Here is a 23539-nt window from a genome sequence, read left to right as displayed (position 1 = left end):
GGAATCAAAGTTTTATCACAAGAGTTAGAACAGTACCAAACTCTATGGCAGCCTTCTGAAACATTACCCAAATGGGATATTACTATTGTGCCTGTTTAACTGGTATTTTATTTTCTTGCAAGTCCCTTACCGAATTTCAAGACCCAAATACAGAACCATCGGTTTTTATCCTTTCCTTGAAAGCAGGGGGCGTAGGTATCACCCTCACGAAAGCCAACCATGTCTTTCACTTTGACCGTTGGTGGAACCCAGCAGTGGAAGACCAAGCAACTGACCGTGCTTTCCGTATTGGTCAGAAAAAGAATGTCTTTGTGCATAAATTTGTTGCCATTGGGACTCTGGAAGAGAGAATTGACCAAATGATTGAAGATAAGAAAAAACTCTCTAATGCTGTTGTTGGTAGTGATGAATCTTGGCTCACCGAATTAGATAATGAAGCCTTTAAGCGGTTGATTTCATTGAACAAGAGTGCAATTTTGGAGTAGATATTATGGCTAAATTTAGTCGAACTTGGTGGGGCGATCGCTTTATTCAAGCACTAGAAGCTTTTACAGATGATAACCGACTCAAAAGAGGACGGTCTTATGCTAGCGGTGGTAAAGTCAAAAGCTTGGAGATTGACTTAAATAAAATTACTGCCAAAGTCAGAGGCTCAGTTAATCCCTATTTTGGAGTCTACAAAGAACCAACTTATAATATAGAGATTCAGATTACACCTATTGCTAAAACCCGTTGGAATGAAGCTATCCAAAAGCTTTCTTCTAAAGCCAGTATCATTTCTCGATTGCTGCTAAATGAAGTCCCGGAAAATATTGAAGATACTTTCTCTAATTTGGGACTACATTTATTGCCCCATAGTAGTAAGGATTTCAAAACTAAATGCTCTTGCCCAGATTATGCTAATCCCTGTAAGCACATTGCTGGAGTTTACTATTTAGTGGCTTCTCAATTAGATAATAATCCCTGGTTGTTATTTGAATTACGGGGATTATCGAAAGCAGAACTTCAAACCAAATTAGCTGATTCTCCTTTGGGAAAAGCTTTATCTGAAGAACTGAATATTAAGGAAATGCCTTTAGAACTTTCTAATTCGCTGTACACCAAGCTAGAAAAGCAATCTCTTAGCAAAATCCCAAATGCCAGGGAATTTTGGTTAGGTACAAAGCGATTACCACAAACTATTGAAGTTGCAACTGTCAGTAGTGTCTCAGCCATTTTGATTAAGAAACAAGGAGATTTTCCTGATTTTTGGCATAATGATGCTTCCTTTATTGAAACAATGGAAGAACTGTATCAGCGAGTCAAAACCAAAAATCATCAGTTCTGATTTTAGCTCGTTTTCCGCTTTCTTGAATACTTAAATAATGCCAATGACATTACTCATGCTTCTGTGTATTGTTTCTGGCTCAACTGGATCTGGGCGAATATTTTTCCAATGGTTATCGTAGATAAGACATAATATTTTAGCTAGAACTTGCCTGTTGCAACAACTTTGAGTCCCAGGTATAAAGTCCGATTTCTTCAGGTACTCTTGAAAATCTTCCTGTGCGATGCCCTCGTGATAATTCGTTCAGGACTTTGGGCTTTACTTCTATAACATCTGATGGATCAAGTTCTCCATATAATTCTTCGATAATTTCCGCCACATTGAAAACTTTACTCGGATTTTGTTCCAACAAAGAGGTCAGCGCATCAATCAAAAACTGCCCGGAGAATTCTCCTTGCATTGGTATAGTATTAGTTTGTGCCTGTGGGTCAGGTTTTCTGTTTTTGCTCTTCTTAGAAGAACTAGTACGATTCGAGTTAAGCAATTTTAAATCTAGGGTAAAAGAACCTGGTTTACCAGGAACAAGCGACCATTTACCGCTTTCTCTGCCATAAGTTAATGTAGATTGAACTCTGCCCTTTACTAATTTGAAAATATCTGGCTCTAAATCACCATAGAGCGAACGTACCACAAAATCTATGTGACATACAGTACCCCTGTGTTTTTGCAATACTTTTAGGATCGCTTCGGTACGGTTGAGAGATTGATATTCCGGCAACATTGGAATTTCTGACCACAAGAAGGATCTCTCTAGAGCTTCTTGTTGGAGCAAGAAAGGTTTCAGGAGGAGGCTGTAATTGTGATTGACTATTCATAAACTTTTAATTAACAAGATAATCTTTGATCGTGTGTTGCTGATGGCGCAGAATACTGATTGCTTTGGTTTGAATTTGGCGAATTCGTTCTCGACCAAGGTTTGTACGATCGGTTCGCTCATTTGAATAAATAGTAGTTAAATAAATCTAGCTCTTAGAATCAATCTCACATTCGGCGATGATTCCATTGTATGCGGTCAAGGATTGAGTTTTCAGGTGTGGCGTCAATGAATCATCATCAAAAGTCAGCATTACAACATGAGTGTCTTTAATACTGAGGGGTGATTTTCTAATATTACTGATTTTTGCAGTTTTGCCATTATGTATACCTATTAAATACCGTACTGGCTGGGCAATTTGTAATTGTGATAGCTCAACAGTCATGACTAGAGAATGGATAAGTAACTAGGGATTAACCTAACCTTAATTGCTCGGCTCATCTTGAGAGTAATTCTTAATCAGTTCTAAGAGTGCTGACCTCACCTTGTTTTGCCAGCCAGGGATTGCTTTTAGCTGGTCTTTCACGCTTTGTGTGACCTTGAGATCGAGTTTGGCAGTCAGCGGCTCATCTCCGGCAGCTTTGAACTGTGTAGCTTCTCTAATACCTTCAAAAGCCTTGCGATTACTCATAAGTTTTACCTAGTCCACTCGGTAAATAATAGCATAAATGATAAGTAAGTTATATCAAAAAAACATTGCTATTACCAGGTGGTCTTGGTATTATATAAATATAAACAATTCTTCGGGCGATCGCAGATTTCTCAGGTCAGGCGATCGCCCCTTCACCAAAACCGATAAAGGAAATGATGATTACTACAAGATTAGCACCGATTCAAGAAGCACAGTCCACTGAGTCCAATTCTGTTACTTCTTTACGACTGGCTTATCAAGAAGCGAAGATAGACTACTCCCTTGTTGAGCAGCAAATTAAAAATACTCTCCTTAATCAATTCAATTTGCTAGTGCAACTCAACACTGAATTAGTAGCAGCAGCAGAGAAAATGTCAGTCGCGTTTGATGCTTGGAGTGATGAAGTAGATAGATTATTAGACGTACCAGTAAAGGTGGAGCCGCTGCCCACGCCAGGACTGAGATTAATTGACGGATGGTTGTACGATAGCCACGGCGGACGAACCTTAGTACTAAGCTAACCCCATCAGCAACAGCTAGAACTCATATCTTGTCCATAGTTCTAGCTGTTGCAAGCTTTTTTCAGTATTTTGATTCGCTTCATTTAGCTTCACTTAATAGAGCTTTTGCAATGGAATTATTACCCGCAGAGATCCGCGCTCAATTGCCTGTTCTTTATGCACAGGAAAAATGTTCAGATGCGATTGTTTATGTGAAATTCTTCACCCCTTCAGGGAACTGGACTTGGTACGTAACTGAGTTTGACGGTGAGGATACTTTTTTCGGCTTAGTTCAAGGGTTTGAAGAAGAGTTAGGCTACTTCAGTCTAAATGAACTGCAAAAATATCGTGGAGCGCTGGGTATTGGAATCGAGCGTGATTTGCACTTTAAACCCACACCACTTTCGCGTAAAGGTAAAACCGAAGCAGCAATCGCTTTAGATGCAATTGGGGCAATTGGTATAAATAGCTTCATCCAAGCTCAAACAGGATGGTTGCCTGACCAATACCAATCGTCTCGAAAACAGCGACAGGAACTTAGCCGCATTTTGGAAACACCCCAGCCTTGGACGAGGATGTTTGAGAGCGAGTTTGAGGAGAATCTAGAACGTATTACCAAACTGCATAAGCGACATATTAGAAATGGACAGGTCTACTGGGAGTTTGTTTATAACTGGATGACACCAGAGGAAAAAGCGAAGCTTGATATTGTAAATCCAGTGCTGACTAATGGACGCAGAAAGCACAAGATACACCAAATGCTCTCTGACCAAACAAAACAGAGATTGACACCGCACGTTACCTCAATCTTGATTTTGATGAAGTCGGCTAACTCAGTAGCAGAACTGCGGCGACTGGTGCAGCGACAGTATGGGGTAGATCAGCCCAATCTGTTTGATGGGTGGAGTATAGAATAGTCGGTGATAGCAGTGTGGTCATCTCAGAAGATAACCACACTGCAATTAAACTTATCGTAAGAATTCCGCACCCAGGAGTCAGAAGCCAGAATTTATAAGTAATCTAGAATAATTATTATATTTATCCATCAAATGTTCTGATGATTATTTAACTATTCTGAATTCTGACTCCTGAATTCTTACAACTTATTTATAATGCTTTTGCCTTTGATGCGGAGCATCTTTAATAGAATGCGGTTCTAGAGACAATTCCGACAAAGAATTATTAGATGTTGCTAAACTAGCTAACTTAAAAAGTCCGCCAAAGCAAGTAATTGTGATTAAGAAAGCCAAGCCAGCTTGAGTTACTTTATGCCAGGAATTAAAAGCTAGTTTCGACTGAACTTGTTGAAATAAAACAGTTTCTAATTTCTGCTCAGTTGTGCGATTTTTCAAGTACTCCAAAACTTGCAGACATTCAGATATGTCCTCGCCTTTGTGTACTTTTTGGCACAGCAGAATTTCTAAGCGTTCAATGCGACGTTCAGAAGTTGATAAATTGATATCATCCCAATCGTCCCAAAGCTTGGTTTGTTGTAGTTCAGACATGAGCATTTCTTAATTATTTACGAGGTTTGGATTTGTTCTTATTACGTTCGTACTCAGCAAGGATATTTTTGAATTGTTGGGGAAGAATCACAGTTTTCTTATCCAATCGCAGTAAATAACATCCCTCAGAGTCACTTTTGCAAACGATGGTGGTAGGCCAGTTAAGTCCTGCGATTAGCCCAAGAGTAGTGAATGTGACAATGGCAGCCAGGAAAAATAAAGTACCAGAGCGACCAGAGCCAACCCAAGCACCAGCCCAAAAAAGAAGTTCTTTGAATTGTTCAAACCGCTTGTGACGAAGTTTTTGACGTTGTGTTTGTGCTTCATTCCAAGCTTGGAGCTTTAAAAGCTTTTGGGCAGCAAGTTGGGTGGCTTTCGCATTAGAGGCTTTATCTACTTGGATATCAATGGTGCGTTCTCTGTTATGAATTTCCTGTTCTAGCTGGTAGTCGTATCGCTCTCTGATTCGCTGGGCAATTCCATTAATTGAAGAGAAGTCGGGGGTAAGGAAAATACCCGATGTTTCTCCAGCAACCTCTGCAAGGGAGTTGGAGTCTGGGACTTTCCCTCAAGTTGCTGCATAATCTTATCTTCTAATTGAGCAAAGAGATAATCGCTTCCTTGAGATTGTTGTCCTAACTTGGCTAGGGCCTTTTGAACGTACAAGTCCTTAACTAATCCCGATGGAATTTTTTCAGCCAGATAATCTGTAACTCTATCAACCAAGCCAGCTAAAGCTTCTTCTGATTCAGTATTAATATTTCCAATGCTACTGGAAATATCAGGTGTTTCTTCACTAACGAATCCAGAGGTTTGGATAAAACGCTCAACTTCTTGGTGGGTATATTCCTCTTTCTCTCCTAATCCACAAAAAGCCAAAATCCTGGAAGCTTGTGTCAAGGTGAGCTTCAATCCCTGTTCACGAGCAGCAATCAACAATTCAGTTATATCTAATGGTTTAGTCCCTTTTTTGGCAGACTTTTTCTCATTTCTGGTTTTCGGTGCAGAATTCTCCTCTAAACTTTTTTGAAAAAGTGTTGTAGCTTCTTGATAATCAGATACTTGTCCATCCTTGAACCACTGACGAACAATATCAAACCGAGTCTCAATCTCTGCATCAGAGTATTCCTGTGTGTCATCAGTCAGTCCACAAGCTATCAATGTTGCTAAGACATCCTCTGATGACAGAGAATACATATTCTGCAAGGCTTCTTTAGTGTAAGGCATTACTCATCTCCTTCTAACCGAACATTTGTCCAACAGCATTGTCATTTTGATTTTCTAGAAAATCTATCACTGGTTTGAGTATTGCTGGTTTAATCAATTCCTCCTCGTCAGTCTCATCTTCATCATTAGAGTTAGTCATATTAGATACCATCAAATTTGATAGGCTTTCCTCAAAATTCCTCAGATCATTAAATATTTCTGATTCAATAACGCTTTTATTAGTCACATTAGATACAGGCAGATTTAATCCCATCTCTTGTGCTGTTGGTCTAGCAGAAATATTTGAGGAAGAATTGACAGGAAAATCTTCTAGTAAAAAGGCTTCAGATAGAAGCAGAATGTGCAGTTTCAATCTGTAAATTGCACGAATAGCATGTTGTCTTAATTCGGCTTCAGAATAGCTCCCATCTGCCTTTAAAGCAAAAGGCAACCAATATCCAAACAAGGCAGGTAATACCTTATCCCTCTCAGCAATCCCATCACCCTGCTTTATGTAGTTTATTAGAGCAATACTAGACGGCTCTTTGTTCATGGAAATTCGACACCGATAATCAACTCTTTCGTTTCTTTCACTCATTCGCCCCACCTGCCCCAACAACCTCTTTGTTTAGACTCATCCCCTGACTACAGAGAAAGAAAAATAATCCATAAGCGTCTGTCAATCGATAGTTAAGAGACTTAGAAGAGACTTGAGGAAAATTATTGACGATTTGTGCCTCCAAATTTTCACACCAGTTCACATTAGAAAATGAAAACAAGTTGTTTAACTGGGACTGGAAATAATGTGCAGTCCCTCCACCGATAATCACTTCATCAACATTGTGAGGAATTTGCAACTTTAACCAGTTAGACAGCATCATCCAATATTCCTGTCTACTATTAGCAACGGCATTACGCATTCGGGAAATTTCATGCTCTCTATAGGCTGGTTCTACACTAGAAGCTAATTCACTCAACGCTTTATAAGAAGAGTTTTTCTTTGTCTTACAAATCGCCCATATCAAACGATCTACGTTCAACCCCGATGTCTGATTCATCACTGATTCAACCATTTTCGAGAAACCTAAAGGCTCTGTTTTGCCTTTACGCATTTCTCCACGCTCGATTAACAGAATGCTTATATCTCTATAACCCAACATTACAACCGCGATCGCTTGTTCTTTGATATTAGAGCTAGCATCTCGCCCTCTACTCAAGATTCCCCCTCCTTCAGGAAGACAAATAAATAATTCTAGTGAAAATGCTTTTGAAGATCCTTTGAATTTGTAGTTAGAAAGGGCTGTCTTCACCAAATTCTGAAATAACTCTCGATCCTCAAATTCTCCCCAAGGCAGCAAAATCCCTAAATGAACCGATGACCTATTTTCTAAATTGTGTTTGTCTGCGATCGCTCCCACAATCGCCAACGCTTTAGCCAAAGCTAACTCAAATTTCCGCTTTTGTAATTGCTTGTCAGCATTGAAGCGCTTTTTGGCTAAGAACCCTACTGCAAAACACTTCTGTTCATATTCAATCCAAGCACTATCTTCAGGATTCGACTCTCCCATCTTGTTCCGTTCATAAGCTTCTAAGCTTCCTAACGGCACTGTCGCTACCTCCGGCTCCATCAACATCAACATTGGATGGAATGGTTCTAATGTGTAAAAGCCCCTCGAAGATGAACTACCAAGGTCTATCACTACCCTTAACAAACTCACACTTACCACCTCCTATTTAGAAATTATTTTCTGTAATTTATTTGTAGCAAAACATCCCAGTACAGCCAGAATGAACTGATGTTATTCTTCAGCCAATTGTAAGATAAAACAAGTAAAAATAATGCAAATAAATTAACTTTTTATGTCATTTAAAAGGCACTTCCTGGCACTTCCTAGAACTTCCTACAAGTCGAATTCATGTTTAGTGTATGTCACTCTTATGTCAAATCCACGGCACTTCCACGGCATCCAAATTTTCATTTGCGACGCACAGTACGCCAAATTTTGCGGAAAGTTTTTCAGCGTAATTTGCTATAGTAAAAAACATCAGAGTTGGAAAATAAAAAAATTGTTGTCGTCAAAGTTTTACCAAAATTTCTTCACTCGGCATCAAACAAAATTTTGTTTGGTGACGGGAATGAACTTTGGCAGCAATGGTTATTGGGTTAAGTTGTGTAAAGGGGAACAGGCAATAGGGAACAGGGAACAGAAAAGAGAGAATAAGCAAGAAAGTGAACAGCTTGGTTTTAAGAGTTTCCTGTTGCCTGTTGCCCGTTCCCTGTTCCCGCCCCGAAGGGGTGTTAGCAGAGGTGAACAATGCTAACAGCTGCCAACGTTTCCTCAGAGATGGCGGTGAAGTACTTTGTCAAAAACTACTACCACCAGGGCAAGTCACGCTGGAGTGGACTAGGTGCAGAGAAACTTGGATTGTCAGGGTCAATTGATAATGAGCTTGAATTTACCAATGTAATCGAAGGGCGATCGCCCGATGGTCTTGAGCAACTTAATGCGAGGGTGCTGAAACAAAAAGAACGTAGAGCAGCACTAGACTGTACATTTTCTGCGCCCAAGAGTGTGAGCCTAATGGCGTTGGTCGGTGGGGATTCAAGATTAATCGCCGCGCACCATCAAGCATTAAAGGAAGTGATCGGGCTGATGGAAAGGCGTTATGCCATAACGAGGGTGACACAAAACAACGGTAGGCACAGGGTAAACACGGGTAACTTGGTGGTCGCGCAGTTTGACCACATCGAGAGTCGGGATTTAGATCCACATCTGCACACCCACTGTTTAGTCATGAATACGACGCAAGCTAATGATGGTCAGTGGATGAGTTTGGTGAATAGTGAGATATTTGCTAACAAGAAATTCCTGGGGATGGCATACCAGAGCTATCTAGCGGCAGAAGTCCAGAAACTAGGGTATGAGGTAGAACTCAGAAAACATGGACAATTTGAGATTAAAGGTTTTAAAGAACAAGATTTAGAGGGGTTCTCAAAACGGCGGCAGCAGATCGTAGCTCTTGCTGGTGCATCTTCTTCATGGGCAGAGCGAAACCAAGTTTGGGATACTACTCGTCAACGCAAGCAAAAGTGGAAAGAGGCAGAACTCAAATCGCTGTGGTATGAAGAAGCTGCGGCACTGGGCATCAGTTTCATCAAGCCTTCTGAGCCAAATAGTCAAGTAGTTGCTGATTCTCTTGCCGAACCCAACGTTGAAGATGCGTTGGCAGATGCCATCGCTCATTGCAGTGAGAGGAATGTTGCCTTTAAACTTGAAGATTTAGAAAAATTTATCCTCTCTGAAAGACTTTTAACTGATGTAAATGCGCTTGAGCCATTAATCAAGGAGCATCAGGAGTTAATCGTTCTGCCGGGAATGGAAAGACAATATACAACATGGACGGCAGTAAAAAGAGAACTAGCGACGATTGAGTTGATGCAGTTAGGAATTGGAGCAGTTAATCCGATACTGCATACACAAGTAGCTTCAAGCCTTTTAGAGAAAACCTCACTAAACCTTGGGCAGCAGCAGGCAGTTAGTCTAGCTGCAACGACAACAGACCAATTCATTGCGTGGCAAGGGGTAGCTGGTGCTGGTAAGACTTTCGCCCTCAAGGAATTAAACGCGATCGCACTAGCCCAAGGCTATACAGTCAAAGCTTTTGCCCCTTCATCGATGGCGGCTAAGGTATTAAGTGAGGAGCTAGGCATACAAGGCGAGACTGTAGCCAGTTTATTGGTGTCTGAGCCAGCACCCCGACTTGAATTAAATCAAATTTGGATTGTGGATGAGGCAGGTTTACTTAGTGCCAAAGATGCTCATGCCCTGTTAGAGAGAGCTACCCTTGAGGGAGCAAGACTATTACTAGTTGGCGATACCAAGCAATTATCGGCTGTCGAAGCTGGAAACCCTTTCAAATCCTTGCAACAAGCTGGCATCAAGACCGCGCACTTAAACCAATCAAACAGGCAGCGTAACCCAGAGTTAAAAATTGCAGTAGACCTAATTGCAGATGGGAGAGTAGAAGCAGGATTTAAGCAATTATCGGCAATAGGCAGTATTCAGGAAGTATCACCCGATACTACAAGAGAGATAATTGCTGCTGACTATATAGGATTAACGAAAGAGCAACGAGCGCGAACATTGGTACTGGCTGGTACAAATGTAGAGAAGTTGGCACTTACCCAGGCAATCCGAGGCAAGCTAAAAATTGAAGGAAGTTTAGGGGCAACTGCAAACATTACCCAGTTGCAAGCTTTAAACTTGACCAAAGTGCAGCTGCGCTATACCCATAACTTTGAACTAGGTAATGTGGTGATGCCAACGCGCAATTACAAACGCCGAGGTTTAGAGAAAGCCAAATTGTATGAAGTCGTCGGCAAGAACACCGACCGATTAATTTTGAAAGCAGACGATGGAAAGCAGTTAGAAGTAGATGCCAATTTTGACAAAGCTGTTTACCAACGCGAGCAAATTGAGATTGCTGTAGGCGATCGCTTGCAATGGAAGAAAAATGACCGCCAATTACAAAGGCGCAATGGTCAAGAATTTGTAGTTACGGCGATTGAGGGAGATTCCGCCCAAATTCAGTATTTAGATAGCAATCGAACTGAAACTATTAACCTTAAACAGGCGCAAAACTTAGACTACGCGCTTGTCAGCACAATCTACAGCAGCCAAGGCAAAACCACTGACCTAGCCTTGATTGCGGCAGATTACACCATTGGGCAAGAAAGTTTTTATGTGGCGATTAGTCGAGCTAGGCATAACGTCAAGCTTTATACTAAAGACAAATCAGAATTGCTGGAACTGGCGCAAGAGTCTAAAGCCAAAGATAACGCTTTAGAATTGCTGATGAATTCCTTAAAAATGGAACGAATTCAGGCGAAAACTGCCTCGGTCAGTCCAAGAGCTAATCAGCCAATAGTAAAACTTGAAGTAGCAATAGCAGAGCCTGTACTGAAAGCTCAACCGCTAGTTACAGAACAAGTTTCCTTACCAGTTAGTCGGCCAGTTCCATTAGTTACGACGAGTTTAGAAACTGTAGCCAAACCCACTCCCAAAGAGAAACATAGAGATGATAGAAAGTCTCCTGTTTTTGAAAAACCAGTATTAAAAACTGCTGCCCCAACAGAAGTATTTTGGATACCTCAAAAATCAGAAGAAGTACCCAATTTTATTGAACCAAAGCACTGGCAAGAGTTTGAAAATAGCGCCATTCACCCGGACATTGCGGCAAAAAACTTTGAAAGTCTTCAGTTCAACTATGCAGGTGGTGAGCATGAGGCTTGGGAAAGACTCATGGTTAGTGAAAAACTTAATCGTACAAATACCGGGAGGTTGACGGAGGGATTAATTAGAGCATATTCTCATCTTGATGCTGGCGGTTGGTGGTGTGATGCTGGAGTTGATGCGCGTTCATTTGCTGATTTAACACCAGGTGATAAACCTGCGATTAAAAGATGGGGATGTTACAAGCCGAACACACCTAGACCCAAAAAAGATGAGGAGAACCAGGTAATTGAAGGGAAATTCATTAAATATGAGCATCCCCCAAAGGTTGAATTAAGTATATTCTTGCTTAATGTCCCTGAAGATATTGCCGAACGCATCTACTCCAAACACAAAGTTAACCCCACGCAACGGGAGCGCAAATCGGGGTTTTGGTACTGTGTCTGGAAACATAATATCCCCTGTGCTCTAGCAGAAGGCGCGAAAAAAGCAGCCAGTCTGTTGAGTCAGGGTCATGCTGCCATTGGGCTACCTGGGATTTCGGCGGGATACCGAACTCCCAAAGATGAGTTTGGCAAAAAAATCGGTAAGTCTTATCTTCATGAAGAGTTAGCAGTTTTCGCCACACAAGGGAGAGTTTTCAAGTTCTGCTTTGACTATGAAACCAAGCCCGAAACGAAGCTCCATATCGAACGAGATATTTCAGTGACTGGAAGATTGTTACAAGAAGCTGGAGCAAGAGTAAAAGTCATCAACTTGCCAGGCCCAGACAAAGGTGTTGATGATTTCATCGCCGCAAGTGGGCCACTCGCTTACGAGAAATTGAGTCATCTTGCTCCAACTTTTCGGGACTGGCAACAGCAGAATCAGCATTCAAAGGCTGCGGCTTTTGCACCTTTGCGTAAGCCGATACCAGAACAACGTTCTATACAACTTGAGGGAACAGGCAACAGGGAACGGGCAACAGGGAATGACAAATTGGATCTCTTACCAACACACAGGGAAGAGGAAATAGAAAAAACTGTTGCCTGTTCCCCATTGCCTGTTCCCTATCTTTTACAAAATAAACCACAGGTACAAACCCATGACTTTAACCAACGACAACAACCTAACTCAGATACAGTTGCTAATCGAGAAGATAGAGCAATTGACCCAGAAAATCGAGCAGTTACAAACCAACAGCCAGCAGATGAGCGAGCTAATCAAGTTATTAGAAACGAGTCAAACCGAGAAACTAACCGAAATGAGTGCGAGTCACGCGAATTTCTTGCAGCAATTAACCGAGATGCTGAACTCGAAAAAGTCTTCGAGCATGGAGACGATATTGCAGGAATTAACCAAAGCTCTACAGATGATGGGCTTCGAGGTCAACGAACAGAGAAACTCTCAAGACAAGCTAACGGACAAAATTCAACAATTTTTAATAGAGAAGCAAATTATGTCCATTCTTCACAACCAGCCACCAGACAACTCTTAAATACAATCTCTGATTATGTTGAGCAATCAGCTATTGAGTCTGCTTTAACCCAAACAGTATTAGGGCTAACAGAACAACTTTCTCAATCTCATCAACAACTTGTTATTGCTAAAAGTACATTCAATAACTTTGATGAAGCATTGACGGCTGAGTTGCAATCTCATGCAGAAAATAAAGCTATTCTGTCAATCTCTGATTATGTTGAGCAATCAGCTATTGAGTCTGCTTTAACCCAAACAGTATTAGGGCTAACTAAACAACTTTCTCAATCTCATCAACAACTTGTTATTGCTAAAAGTACATTCAATAACTTTGATGAAGCATTGACGGCTGAGTTGCAATCTCATGCAGAAAATAAAGCTATTCTGTCAATCTCTGATTATGTTGAGCAATCAGCTATCGAGTCTGCTTTAACCCAAGCAGTATTAGGATTGACAGAACAAATTTCTCAATACAAAGAGCAACTCGTTGCTGCTAAAACTACATTCAATAACTTTGAAACAGCATTGACGGCTGAGTTACAATCTCATGCAGAAAAGAAAGCTATTTTGTCAATTTTTGATTATATTGAGCAATCAAGTATTGAATCTGCTTTAGCCCAAACAGTATTAGGATTAACAGAGCAACTTTCTCGATCCCATCAGCAGTTTGTTGAATATCAAACTGCATTTAATGACTTTGAGGAAGTATTTACGGCTGAGTTGCAATCCCATGCAGAAAAGAGAGCTATTTTATCAATCTCTGATTATATTGAGCAATCAGTTATCGAGTCTGCTTTAACCCAAGCAGTATTAGGATTGACAGAACAACTTTCTCGATCCCATCAGCAGTTGGTTGAAGATCAAACTGCATTTAATGACTTTGAAACAGCCTTGACTCAAGAGTTAAAATCTCATGCAGAAAAAGGAGCCATTTTATCAATCTCTGATTATATTGAGCAATCAGCTATCGAGTCTGCTTTAACCCAAACAGTATTAGGGTTAACAAAACAACTTTCTCAATCTCATCAACAACTTGTTGCTGCTAAAAGTACATTCAATGAGTTTGAAACAGCATTGACGGCTGAGTTGCAATCTCATGTAGAGAAGAGAGCTATTTTATCCACCTCTAACTCTGTTGAGCAATCAGCTACTGATTCAACCTTAGCTAAAACATTACTAGCAGAATTAAAGTTGCATCTCAAACAGACGATTCAGGGTTTAGATATTGAAAGATTGGCTGCTTTAGTTATGGAAGTAGGAAAATATGTCAAAGGTGAAAAGGTAACAGGAGCAAAGGTCAGCGAGTTATTTACGAGTGTTACAACTGATGCTTTAGCTTTGACTTTTGAGGAGAAAATGAACATCGTTAGGCAACTGATTAGAGATGACAAACCATTGATTCTGAAGAGATTGAAAATAAACCCTCAACAGTCAGATGACAACGGTGAGCAGATCCGGTTTCGGCGCTAACTTATCAGTTATCAGTTATCAGTTATCATTTTTAGCTAAGAGAGCCTTTTGCGTTGGTACTGGGCTTAATGGTACAAAATTTTGAGGTGAAATTGACGACGCTTTTGTACTCCTGACTTTTCACGGCATGTGGAAAAGGCCATTTTGAGGGTTTTCCAAACCCTGATTTTTCCGTTAGCTATTTTCATTAACTTAAAGCTATTGACAATTAGGCTGTAGAAAAAGTCACGTTTTTTCGAGGCTTGAAGACTTCCCGTGAAAAGTCAGTTTTGTACTCTTGGCTGGTAATTGGTCAGGTTTAAAATCTTGGGAGCGATACTTTGGCTCAGGAAGAGGAGGTGGAAAAAAACCAAACAGCCAACCTATAAAAATTATCCCACCCAGTCCAAACAACAAAGCAATAATAAGCATTTTTACCACCTTGGGGGAGCTTTCTGGGGCGGGGGGGCGGAGGAGATGGGGAGCAGAGGAGAGATTTATATAAGTTCTTTCCCCTCCACTCCTCTGCTTTATCAAAAAAGTAAAGGTTCAAAACCCCACCCCGAAATGTCTGTCTGAGTTTAATTGCGAATTGCGAATTGCGAATTGCGAATTGGATTTACCTGTGTATATTTCTAAATTGTGATTCTTGTTGAGAATCCTGCTGAATTTGATGATGCATATCAACGACAGATTGAACCTTATCAAGTGCCTGTAACTGTTGGTCACTTACGTTAGGTGATAAAACTCCGTCAGTGAGAACAGGCTCGCCGTTTTTGGCACGAACGATTACATTATCGCCAAGACGTTCAAAATCAAAAGTTGTACTTTTGAAACTTTTAGAACCATCAGAGTTATCTTTGCCCAAGATATTCAGCAGCGCTTTGACACTTTGCTCAATTGCCTGACCTTTAACATCATCGACAGCAGCCCGTAGTTCAGTTCGAGTATTATCAATGGCTGACTTGACACCCATAAAACTTTGATTGACAGTGTTTTTAACGCCATTTACTTGTGTACGTAACTCTTGAGTTAAGTTCCCAATTTGTTGATTGAATTCATCCCTGACGTTATCTGTATTTTCTCTGACTTCATCTAGTCGGTTAGTAACTTGTTGCTCTATTTGAGCTTTCATCTGTGCAATTTCTTTTCTTAGCTTGGTGACTTCAGGTGTCAGCGCATCTAAAAGGCGCTCAAATGCGTTTTTAGCTGTTTTTTTTACCTGACGTTCAACTGACCCAACCCAGTTTTGAAGAACCGTATTTTGAACTTGTGGTAAAAACCGTTCATTTACTTGGGACAAAGCTTTTTGGGTGTTCTCAATCAACTGTTGTTGCTTTTCTAAAGACTTACCCATTTCGCTAACTTGAGCAGCCAGTTCTGACAAGGATTCAGGTGTTTGTTCATTTTTTTTAAGACTGTCAACAAGTTTTTGTTGCGACTCTAGTTTAGATTGCAAAACAGCCACTTGTTTTTGCAAAGCTTCTACACTGTAAATTCGCTCATTACTTACAACTTCATTTTTCTGCGTTCGGGGAGCTAAACCTAATTTGTCAGTCAATACCTCTCCATTTTTAATATGAAATACTTTTTCATTACCAATTTTAATGGAAATCGCCCCTTGAGAATTTTTCGGGTCAGACAGAGCTTTTCTTAAGTTCTCTACTATCGTCGGCGTTAATAAGTTTTTAGAGGGTGATTCTCCTAATGTACCTTGATAAACTTTGCTAGAGCTAGAGTAAATGTGAACATCCTTGCTGGGATCTAATCCTTTTTCTTTCGCTTTCGCATGGATGAGTTTCAGGAGAGATTCTAAAATGTCTAGATAATCTCGCTTAATTTCATTCGCTTCACCATCCTTAATCATTATTTTCGCCTTTGATAATTGACTGAATTAACAGTTCGGGATTAATCGCTACTTCTGGCAAAACTATCCCACCGAGTTTATTAAGAACCTGTCTACCTTCAACTTCAATGTAAGCAAATTCTCCATCAATCATCACTGTTATCGATGATATATTTTTTTCAGCATGAGATGGGACATAATCTTTCAGAACACCATTTAATATAAAAATATTGGCATCATCTACATCGCTGCTATAGACTTCAAGGCACTCAGGAAGATAGTTATCATCAAAAGGCAAGTTATCCCAACTATCAGCAGTGTTTAAAATCTCGCTCGGATATTTATCTGCTAGGGCTGCTATATCTGGAGGTAGTTTAGCAATTTGTTTTCTGTCATAATCGGAGAGCGGGTAAAAATTACTTGACGACATGAATTTTATCCTAACTATTTTCAACTTCAATTTTAGCCCAGAAAATATCACTTTAAATCAGGCTTGCATATTCTGATAACTGCTCTTGATTTTCTATCAAAGGTAACAATTTTATTGCGGAGGCTCGGCGAATTTTCATTTCTTCATCTGCTGGAGTTAAGAGAGTAGACTTTTTAGATAAGAACTTTTGAAACTCGTACCAAGCTTTCACACTGTCAGCTTCAGATTGGATTTCATGTTGAGGAATCTTAATTGATTGCAAGATTGGCAAACTTATTTGACCACGAGAACGAAAACCGGGACTAATAATTACTGCTTTTCCCTCTGGTAAGGTGTTAAATTGATTGACATCAAACAACTTGCGAGTACTGTTTTGGTCAGAATTAGAAATGCTTGCACCGCCCTTTCCTCCTGATGAGCGAGAACGTTGCTTGTATTTAATTTCCTCTTCACCTAAAAACTTACTAAAACGTTCCGCCGCTACATCATCTTGGGGATTGAAGAATGCCTTAGTCGCACAACCACCAAAGATGGCATTCGTTGTATTTTCTCCATAAGCCTCAATTAGCATTGAGAGATTTTGTAAACCTAAGATAGAAATTAGTCCATCCTCGCGGTTCTGATTGAGCCAATCAACCAGTGCTGGTAAATATAATGTGGGTAATTCATCAATCCCCAAAACCAAAGGACAAGTACGCTTATTAGCCACATTCCGGCTAGCTAATAGATGCAGAATGGAGACTAGCAAAGGGGCAATTACATCACGCTTTTCTTTGTTCATACCGAATACCACCATCTGCCGTCCCTTCAAATCCAATGGGATATTGGTTTTTCCACAAAACGCTGCTAATGCAGAGGGAACCATGAATCGGCTGAACAATCCGCTAGCTGTACCCACAATACTAGCTGCTGTTTCTGGCGACCCTGCGACAGATACAAACTGTGCGAAAGCCTCTCTAACCATGAAATTCAGATTTTCTGCTTGCTCTATGCGCTTAACTAACTTTGGCAACCCTAGTATCGCTTGGCACATCATGATATCTGGATACTCTGTGCCCTTTGCCAGCATAAAGACGGCTTGGACTAACTGATCGCCAGCGTTGGTAAAGAAGCTATTTCCAGAATCTTTATCACCGAGTTGGAAATTGCGATTGAGTGTAATCGCAAGTTGCCGCGCCATTTCTGAGTCTTCATTACTGCGAAGAAAGTCTATTGGATTGGCGATCGCAGATTCTGCAAATCCTGGGGCTAAGACGGTGACTTGATAACCACGCAAAGCGGCGTATCCGGCCAGTATTGGTGCTTGTCCTTTAGATGCGGCTGTGGCTGATTCCTGCTCTGCATACTTAAAATCATAAAGTGCTAAGGGAAATCCTTGATCTATTGCTGAACGAATCAACGGATTAATCATTGAAAATGATTTTCCACAACCTGGGCCACCACAAACGAAAATCCCCCGTTGTGCGTCTGGTAAGTAAAGGGTTACTGGATCTTCGGGAATGCACGTTTTCCTGATGCCATTGACAATTTCACTTTTTATATTCTTGGGAGTGCCGACGTACAGAGACACACGATTATGTTTACGTTTATTTATTTGTTTGCACGCTAGTTTACGGGCTGCTGTCTTCTCTGCTGTTCCACCCCATCTTGCAGTTGCTAATTTAGCTTTACCCCTTTTGGCATCTATGTATTTGGCTACCACAATCACCGCACCACAAGCCAGTAACCCCAGTCCTGCGGGTGAGATTAGTGCAGAAGAGAGTCCTGGTGGAATGAATTGGTTTGCATTGACTTGCGTGTTGGTCGTTGTTGTCATTGTCCGCTCCCCACAATAACTAACCCATTCTCTTTAACTCCAAGCCAGGGCACTGGCCCAATAAAATAGGGGGTACAAGTTTTTTGCATAAAAGGAGGACGGACACAGATCCTGAAGAACAACCCAAAGTCTGCTGTACCAAATGATTCATTTACTCCGGTCAATGCAACCTTGAATCCACTACCATATACCAACCGTCCTGTCGGTTCCTTCCCGGAATTGACCGCAGCCAAGAAACCATAACCACCTTTTACCTGCTGTGATGACCCAGAAGCCCAGCGCTTTCCATATAATGCGCCCTCTGAACCTGAGAAATCGCCCATTTCTAGATATGAGCATTCTTTCCCAGCAGCACAAGCAGTAGGTACAGTTTTATCGCCCCTTACTACACTGCCAGAGATAAAATAATTATTTCCAACCCTTGCATCACCTCTTTCAGAAGTACCAAGAACTACAGAAGCAATTCCTACAACACCAACACCAGAATTAATTGGTTGGGGCATCTTATCGAAGGGTACTTGGTTTAATCCAGGGACTTGGTTAATATAACTTTGCTGCCAAGACTTGAATTTTCCCAAGGGAGTTGATGTTAATCCTGGTATAGAGTTTAACGAGTACTTGCTTAAATCAAGCTTACCTAAAGGGAGATTCCCTGCTTCCGGGTTTGACCGTAAAATTTGAGAAATGTTTCTACCACTTAATACCCTATTTCTAGACAATAAGGCGGCTATTGGTGGGATTTTTTGAAGGCTTAAGTTTCCTAAACTAGGGATGGACTTAACTAGTGATGCTGGTGTCTGCCATTGCATTAATCCAAAATCTTTTAGTGTCAGTTTGTTATTACTTGGTGCGATTGAACTTATCGATTTCAGGCTCAAACTGGACATTTTAAATGCATCATCCGCATCACCCAGCATCACAACAGAATCAACTTTTTGTCCTGCTGACCAGGAACGTGACGGGTCATATCCAAATAGCGAGATGAGATTCTGTGGAATGCTTAGATATCCCGGTTGTTGCACAGGCGGGAGATTATCCCATGTGATTCGTGACCAGTCTGGAGCCTGAACAAGATATTGACCTTGCGAATAGGTAATTGTCGGAGTTTCAGCCTTTGATGGGGCAGGTAAGATAAATGAAATTAAAGACATAGCTGTTAATAAATATTGTTTCAACTTCATTTGTTCTCCTGATTAATTAATAAAGCCGATAATTATCTGAGTAAAAAAGGGCAAAGCATTATTTTTGTCCCCACTGAATTAACTGATTAAAAACTTCCTCCTTAACACCAGAACGCGAAATAGCTTCTTCTTTGCTCTTGCCCTGACGTAGTAATTTAATCGCATCCTGAGCTTTTTTCCAAGTTATTGAACCCTCTTGAATTTGACCATTACTATGAGCGATCGCTAAACCATAAACAAGAGCATTAGCATCATTTCTTGGTAAAGCCCTACCAGGTAATATAGAGTTTATAGTTGCTGCTGTTGGTATCCTATCTAAGGTAGTTGGGACTACTTCCGGTTTAATGGCTACAGGTACTACAGGTAATGGACGAGCCGAATCTGGTTTAATCACCAGACTAGTGTAAGATGGACTTCCTGTAGCAGGAATTAATTTAAATTGGTATTGTTTTTGCCCGTCTGACCCACTAGTAATGATGGTTATTTGTGTATTTCCATCCGAAGAAGAAGTTAAATTAGCGAACTTAATTGGTGTGATTTGCCGCAAGAATAAAACCGTGGCATTTCCTTGACTGCAATTTGAATCATTAGAATTATCATTACTTTTCTGACACAAGTTTCCGTTTGAGGTAAAAGTAATTCTAGAGGGGTCACCAATCCAAACTTGCTTGATAACTTCTCCAGTAGACATCAAATTAATCGTCAGTCCATAACCTTTCCAAATTTTCAGTTCCAGGAAATTAGAATCAACATCTTGATAGGAAACAGTTCTAACACTTCCAGCTAAAACCTGATGAGAGTTAATTAACAATAATGTTGCAGCTAAGGCTAGATTTTTTCTCATAACGAAATCGTTTGATTAACGAATATCTGTACTGTCTGACCAGCATCAATCACGAACACTTTTTCTTGGCTATTTAATTGCCCAGAGCGACTTTGATTAGATGCTTTAATACCTTCGAGAATATTGTTAAATGCACCTTCCCCAAAAGCAGAGGTGATGTTTTTATCATCATTAGTAGTTGTACTACTAGAAAATCCATTATAACTAATGTTGGTATGACTTGTTGGGCGATTCTGGATCTCAGCAGCCTTGGCAACCCCGGCAATTACAGCCGACATCAAATCACCTCCTAAATTACTACCTTTGCGAGATTCAGCTTTTAGAAAACTGCCGTTCTTAGACATGATTAAAACAGCGTTTTCTGGCAGTTTCTTTTCTTGGGTGTTCCCATCGGAATTAATTAAAACTGAAACCCCACGCAATTGGGCAAATCCTGAGCCATTTGAATTAGTCAATTGAGCTACCAGATAAGATCCCGTGGGTAACACTTCACTACCATCTGATGCTTTCAAAGGAAGAGATATCTTAATCAGGTAATTTTGACCGATATCATCACTAGTCCCCCAAAATATTGGTGTCTCTAGCCGTCCTTCTGTAGTACTACCAACTAAAATACGCTTTGTATTATAATCAGTTGTTTGTGCGGTAGTTTGATTTTTAATTTCTGTACTTGACCCCATTCCCCCTTTTATCCCACTGGGGTTTAATTGTTCATCATCAGAGTTGACTGAACTACTGAAACTACCAGCATTAGCAACAGCAAGCCATTGTTGCATCGGGTCTAATTGTTGAGTTTTTACAGCTGGGCTTACGCTCTTGCTAACTCGTGCTATTGGCTGAGGTTGAGGTTGAGAAACTGGCAACGAACGTCTAGTCGGCGTATTAATTCTAGGTGGAGAGGGATTTCTAGAAACTGTTACTGGTTGTGTACGCTGGGGTATTGTTCTCGTTGGTGGTGGAGCGATCCGATCAGGTGTGAATGTGGAACTAGGTGTTGGTGTTGGTGTTGATGTTGCTTCTGTTTTTTGATCGCGGATTTTCTTAAATTCCACATTCTGGCTAGTCAAAGCTAAAGCTGTTTTATTTTGTCCTGTCTCATCCTTGACTGGTTCTTCTATTGTTTCTTGATTAGTTTTTGGTGGTTCTATTTTTGTAGGAGAAAAGTTCAGGGCATTCATAGAACCATTAATTAGTCCGCCAACAATCATTATAAAAACAAGTATTATCCCACCGATAACAGCCATCTTTAAAAGTGGGTTTTGCGGGATTGTACGAGTAGTTGTGATTTCTTCTGGTTCAGGAGCTTCTGTATCGGCTAAGGATTCAAGCTGAATACTTACCCCATTCATCGCGGCGAAATCTTTATCTTTCTTATCCAAAGAACCTGGGTTCGCTGTGTCTGACTGCTCTTTTGCTAAAAGTTCTGCTGACTCTTCTAGAGGTTGAACGTTTCTTTTATTTACTGCGGGTGATTCTTGCGTTTGTGTCATAAATTCAAATCTTGAATTTTATATATTTCTAAACCTGCTTTGCGGACACGATAAGCTGTTTGTTGAAACTCAGATGAAATCTGCGGCAATGTTGGTGTGTCTATCACTCTCACAAAAACACTTTTGTTAAACCCTATTGGTTCGCCAACCATATTATTACCCTGAAAAACTATTACTTCCCCTACCATATCTACTTGAAACTTACCTGGTTTTACTTTTTTAGGCTCGCTAAGTAAACTGATTTTTAAAATTGATTGAGTCGTACCATTAAATACATCTGGTGGTGTAATATTTCCTATTTCTTTCAGAAACTCAGCACGGAAATCTTCTGATAACGCAAACCCTGTAGCCCATACATTCGTTGTAATTTTGCTATTCCCTGTTTGCACACCCGCATCAAGCTTTAATTTTTTAGTAGGGTCTGCATCGTAGTCACCAGTCACTTTTGGCAATGTATTCCAACTCAGTAACCCTGTCAGTGTTTGCCCGACAAAATACCTGATGGCTTGAGCCGATCTCTCCTCACTATGTATCGCCCTAACTCTTATAGATTCTCCATCATTTAATTCTACTAATGTCGGTGCTTTCGAGTTAGCTATAGTTCCCACTCTCGCAAAATTTATTATTTCTATTAACAGTAGCAGGCTCAGTAATACTGCATTCCCTATCAAAAATATTGGAGTGAAATTTAATTCTTTTTTTTATAGTAGCCTCATTTTCTTAATCCCACAGAGAATTTAATTCCACTAGTAAAAGCTGTGAATACTGACATCCCCCCTCCTGTGCCAATGGCTACTGCAAGTAATGGCGAAAAAATTGCTTGTATTAGTTGCATCAACAATGGATTGCTTGAAGGTTTGTCAACTATCGCACTCGCAACTATACCTACTATTATCGAGTATGAAATTAGTATTAGTGTCAAACCTAGCCAACCGGACAACCACGCATAAAGGGGCTTGCTTTCAAAAGGCAGCAAAGACAATACCAAGAATATAGGTGCAACGTAAGCAACTAACAAAAAGGATAATTGCACTATATATTGGAAACCTGCGGATAAACCACTCAGGATCACATAAACAAGACCTTGAATTGCACTATTGACAAGTTCACCACCAATATCCAAAGGGTTCCAGCTTCCCGAACCTGAACCAGTCCCCTTTTTCTCTCTAGCTTCGCGCGCGTCTGATTGAGCTTTTTCTATACCCTTTTTGATGCAAGTTTGTCTAGGATTTGTTGTGTTACCGTTACTATCTGTTTGAGAAGTTTCAAGTTTTTCACATTTAGCCAAAGCTGTCTGTGTAGCTAAAATGAAACTCTGATCGGCATTCACATTCCTGATAGCATCTTTTAACTTTACACCATTTCTAGTAATACTTAGGATACTTCTATTTAAAGTTACAGATACATCTTTTAGAGCGATTGTGGTATTAGCCAATAAAAAACCATTGTTAGTCAGCATTACAATTACTAACAATGGAAAAACCATTTCACTTACAAAATTGTAAGAAAAACCTTCTTCAGCGAACTTTCTATACCAACCCAAGGAGGCAAAACTGACTAAAACTACTGCAACCAACATTGATACAGCCACAACAGCCGTATAAATAGAACTTGTCCCAGATGCTAGCTCTGTCCAATCATTAGCAAAAGATTTGACAATCAAATCTACCCCATCAATAGCCTGACTTTTCACGGGATGTGGAAAAGAAAAAGTGGTTCGCGATGGTCTGTCGCGAACCACTGACTATTCTTTATTATATTTGGAAGTTTCTTCGACTAAATCTTTTAAACCCTGTTTGAGAGCCTCA

General features: G+C 40.4%; 20 protein-coding genes and 1 pseudogene. 5 read left to right on the top strand and 16 right to left on the bottom strand.

Going from position 1 to position 23539, the window contains the following annotated elements:
- Nucleotides 1-125 precede the first annotated feature (125 nt).
- Both LC586_RS33350 and LC586_RS33345 read left to right on the top strand, forming a co-directional pair.
- Nucleotides 126-485: pseudogene (locus tag LC586_RS33350) on the top strand (helicase-related protein); the annotation flags it as partial.
- 5 nt (nt 486-490) lie between these two features.
- Nucleotides 491-1327 (top strand): SWIM zinc finger family protein, encoded by an 837-nt coding sequence (locus LC586_RS33345; protein WP_229489755.1) that lies wholly within the window; start codon nt 491-493, stop codon nt 1325-1327.
- A 136-nt stretch (nt 1328-1463) separates the two neighbouring features.
- Here LC586_RS33345 and LC586_RS33340 read toward each other — a convergent pair whose 3' ends face one another.
- From LC586_RS33340 to LC586_RS33330, 3 genes are all read right to left on the bottom strand, one after another.
- Nucleotides 1464-2099, bottom strand: a complete 636-nt coding sequence (locus LC586_RS33340) for a hypothetical protein (protein WP_229489754.1) — start codon at nt 2097-2099, stop codon at nt 1464-1466.
- 190 nt (nt 2100-2289) lie between these two features.
- Nucleotides 2290-2526, bottom strand: a complete 237-nt coding sequence (locus LC586_RS33335) for a hypothetical protein (protein WP_229489753.1) — start codon at nt 2524-2526, stop codon at nt 2290-2292.
- A gap of 39 nt (nt 2527-2565) precedes the next feature.
- Nucleotides 2566-2772, bottom strand: a complete 207-nt coding sequence (locus tag LC586_RS33330; protein WP_199349876.1) for a hypothetical protein — start codon at nt 2770-2772, stop codon at nt 2566-2568.
- Between the two features lie 173 nt (nt 2773-2945).
- Here LC586_RS33330 and LC586_RS33325 point away from each other — a divergent pair, with 173 nt between their 5' ends.
- Both LC586_RS33325 and LC586_RS33320 read left to right on the top strand, forming a co-directional pair.
- On the top strand, nt 2946-3293 hold the full coding sequence (locus LC586_RS33325; RefSeq protein ID WP_229489752.1) for a hypothetical protein: 348 nt from the start codon (nt 2946-2948) through the stop codon (nt 3291-3293).
- A 110-nt stretch (nt 3294-3403) separates the two neighbouring features.
- Complete coding sequence (locus tag LC586_RS33320; protein WP_229489751.1) at nt 3404-4189, top strand: DUF2958 domain-containing protein; 786 nt, start codon at nt 3404-3406, stop codon at nt 4187-4189.
- A gap of 186 nt (nt 4190-4375) precedes the next feature.
- Here LC586_RS33320 and LC586_RS33315 read toward each other — a convergent pair whose 3' ends face one another.
- The 4 genes from LC586_RS33315 to LC586_RS33300 all read right to left on the bottom strand — a co-directional run bounded on the left by LC586_RS33315 (nt 4376) and on the right by LC586_RS33300 (nt 7701).
- Nucleotides 4376-4777, bottom strand: a complete 402-nt coding sequence (locus LC586_RS33315; RefSeq protein ID WP_229489750.1) for a hypothetical protein — start codon at nt 4775-4777, stop codon at nt 4376-4378.
- Nucleotides 4778-5215: 438 nt separating this feature from the next.
- Nucleotides 5216-6004: a hypothetical protein gene (locus LC586_RS33310; RefSeq protein WP_229489749.1), complete on the bottom strand. Its 789-nt coding sequence runs from the start codon at nt 6002-6004 to the stop codon at nt 5216-5218.
- A gap of 13 nt (nt 6005-6017) precedes the next feature.
- Complete coding sequence (locus LC586_RS33305; RefSeq protein ID WP_229489748.1) at nt 6018-6536, bottom strand: hypothetical protein; 519 nt, start codon at nt 6534-6536, stop codon at nt 6018-6020.
- 37 nt (nt 6537-6573) lie between these two features.
- Nucleotides 6574-7701 (bottom strand): ParM/StbA family protein, encoded by a 1128-nt coding sequence (locus LC586_RS33300; RefSeq protein WP_229489747.1) that lies wholly within the window; start codon nt 7699-7701, stop codon nt 6574-6576.
- A 597-nt stretch (nt 7702-8298) separates the two neighbouring features.
- Between LC586_RS33300 and mobF the strand changes: the two genes are divergently transcribed.
- The gene (gene mobF / locus LC586_RS33295; protein WP_229489746.1) at nt 8299-14145 is read left to right on the top strand and encodes a MobF family relaxase; all 5847 of its coding nucleotides are present in this window, start codon (nt 8299-8301) and stop codon (nt 14143-14145) included.
- 225 nt (nt 14146-14370) lie between these two features.
- Here mobF and LC586_RS33290 read toward each other — a convergent pair whose 3' ends face one another.
- The 9 genes from LC586_RS33290 to LC586_RS33250 all read right to left on the bottom strand — a co-directional run bounded on the left by LC586_RS33290 (nt 14371) and on the right by LC586_RS33250 (nt 23424).
- Entirely contained in the window at nt 14371-14556 is a 186-nt protein-coding gene (locus tag LC586_RS33290; RefSeq protein WP_229489745.1) for a hypothetical protein, read from the bottom strand.
- 187 nt (nt 14557-14743) lie between these two features.
- A complete protein-coding gene (locus LC586_RS33285; RefSeq protein ID WP_229489744.1) occupies nt 14744-15991 on the bottom strand; it encodes a hypothetical protein in 1248 nt (415 codons plus the stop codon).
- Entirely contained in the window at nt 15984-16400 is a 417-nt protein-coding gene (locus LC586_RS33280) for a hypothetical protein (RefSeq protein ID WP_229489743.1), read from the bottom strand. Before LC586_RS33280 ends, LC586_RS33285 begins: the two co-directional genes overlap by 8 nt.
- A gap of 52 nt (nt 16401-16452) precedes the next feature.
- Nucleotides 16453-18216 carry a type IV secretory system conjugative DNA transfer family protein gene (locus tag LC586_RS33275; RefSeq protein ID WP_229489742.1) on the bottom strand — a complete coding sequence of 588 codons (1764 nt, stop codon included), beginning with the start codon at nt 18214-18216 and terminating at the stop codon, nt 16453-16455.
- Nucleotides 18213-19397 carry a hypothetical protein gene (locus LC586_RS33270; RefSeq protein WP_229489741.1) on the bottom strand — a complete coding sequence of 395 codons (1185 nt, stop codon included), beginning with the start codon at nt 19395-19397 and terminating at the stop codon, nt 18213-18215. The genes LC586_RS33275 and LC586_RS33270 overlap by 4 nt, the downstream gene beginning before the upstream one ends.
- Before the next feature lie 58 nt (nt 19398-19455).
- Complete coding sequence (locus tag LC586_RS33265; protein ID WP_229489739.1) at nt 19456-20241, bottom strand: hypothetical protein; 786 nt, start codon at nt 20239-20241, stop codon at nt 19456-19458.
- Nucleotides 20238-21731 (bottom strand): hypothetical protein, encoded by a 1494-nt coding sequence (locus LC586_RS33260; protein ID WP_229489738.1) that lies wholly within the window; start codon nt 21729-21731, stop codon nt 20238-20240. Before LC586_RS33260 ends, LC586_RS33265 begins: the two co-directional genes overlap by 4 nt.
- The gene (locus LC586_RS33255; RefSeq protein ID WP_229489737.1) at nt 21728-22402 is read right to left on the bottom strand and encodes a hypothetical protein; all 675 of its coding nucleotides are present in this window, start codon (nt 22400-22402) and stop codon (nt 21728-21730) included. The genes LC586_RS33260 and LC586_RS33255 overlap by 4 nt, the downstream gene beginning before the upstream one ends.
- Before the next feature lie 41 nt (nt 22403-22443).
- Complete coding sequence (locus tag LC586_RS33250) at nt 22444-23424, bottom strand: type IV secretion system protein (protein WP_229489736.1); 981 nt, start codon at nt 23422-23424, stop codon at nt 22444-22446.
- Nucleotides 23425-23539 lie beyond the last annotated feature (115 nt).

The sequence above is a fragment of the Nostoc favosum CHAB5714 genome (assembly GCF_020829495.1).
Taxonomy (GTDB): domain Bacteria; phylum Cyanobacteriota; class Cyanobacteriia; order Cyanobacteriales; family Nostocaceae; genus Nostoc; species Nostoc favosum.
The sequence above is the reverse complement of the archived record's forward strand: the minus strand, read 5'-3'. Positions and strand labels throughout refer to the sequence as shown.

Excerpts from the sequence above, each read along its gene's own strand:
- LC586_RS33345 (WP_229489755.1), top strand. The coding sequence starts at position 491 with ATGGCTAAATTTAGTCGAACTTGGTGGGGCGATCGCTTTATTCAAGCA.
- LC586_RS33335 (WP_229489753.1), bottom strand. The coding sequence starts at position 2,526 with ATGACTGTTGAGCTATCACAATTACAAATTGCCCAGCCAGTACGGTAT.
- LC586_RS33330 (WP_199349876.1), bottom strand. The coding sequence starts at position 2,772 with ATGAGTAATCGCAAGGCTTTTGAAGGTATTAGAGAAGCTACACAGTTC.
- LC586_RS33325 (WP_229489752.1), top strand. The coding sequence starts at position 2,946 with ATGATGATTACTACAAGATTAGCACCGATTCAAGAAGCACAGTCCACT.
- LC586_RS33320 (WP_229489751.1), top strand. The coding sequence starts at position 3,404 with ATGGAATTATTACCCGCAGAGATCCGCGCTCAATTGCCTGTTCTTTAT.
- LC586_RS33315 (WP_229489750.1), bottom strand. The coding sequence starts at position 4,777 with ATGTCTGAACTACAACAAACCAAGCTTTGGGACGATTGGGATGATATC.
- LC586_RS33310 (WP_229489749.1), bottom strand. The coding sequence starts at position 6,004 with ATGCCTTACACTAAAGAAGCCTTGCAGAATATGTATTCTCTGTCATCA.
- LC586_RS33305 (WP_229489748.1), bottom strand. The coding sequence starts at position 6,536 with ATGAACAAAGAGCCGTCTAGTATTGCTCTAATAAACTACATAAAGCAG.
- mobF (WP_229489746.1), top strand. The coding sequence starts at position 8,299 with ATGCTAACAGCTGCCAACGTTTCCTCAGAGATGGCGGTGAAGTACTTT.
- LC586_RS33290 (WP_229489745.1), bottom strand. The coding sequence starts at position 14,556 with ATGCTTATTATTGCTTTGTTGTTTGGACTGGGTGGGATAATTTTTATA.
- LC586_RS33285 (WP_229489744.1), bottom strand. The coding sequence starts at position 15,991 with ATGATTAAGGATGGTGAAGCGAATGAAATTAAGCGAGATTATCTAGAC.
- LC586_RS33280 (WP_229489743.1), bottom strand. The coding sequence starts at position 16,400 with ATGTCGTCAAGTAATTTTTACCCGCTCTCCGATTATGACAGAAAACAA.
- LC586_RS33275 (WP_229489742.1), bottom strand. The coding sequence starts at position 18,216 with ATGACAACAACGACCAACACGCAAGTCAATGCAAACCAATTCATTCCA.
- LC586_RS33270 (WP_229489741.1), bottom strand. The coding sequence starts at position 19,397 with ATGAAGTTGAAACAATATTTATTAACAGCTATGTCTTTAATTTCATTT.
- LC586_RS33265 (WP_229489739.1), bottom strand. The coding sequence starts at position 20,241 with ATGAGAAAAAATCTAGCCTTAGCTGCAACATTATTGTTAATTAACTCT.
- LC586_RS33260 (WP_229489738.1), bottom strand. The coding sequence starts at position 21,731 with ATGACACAAACGCAAGAATCACCCGCAGTAAATAAAAGAAACGTTCAA.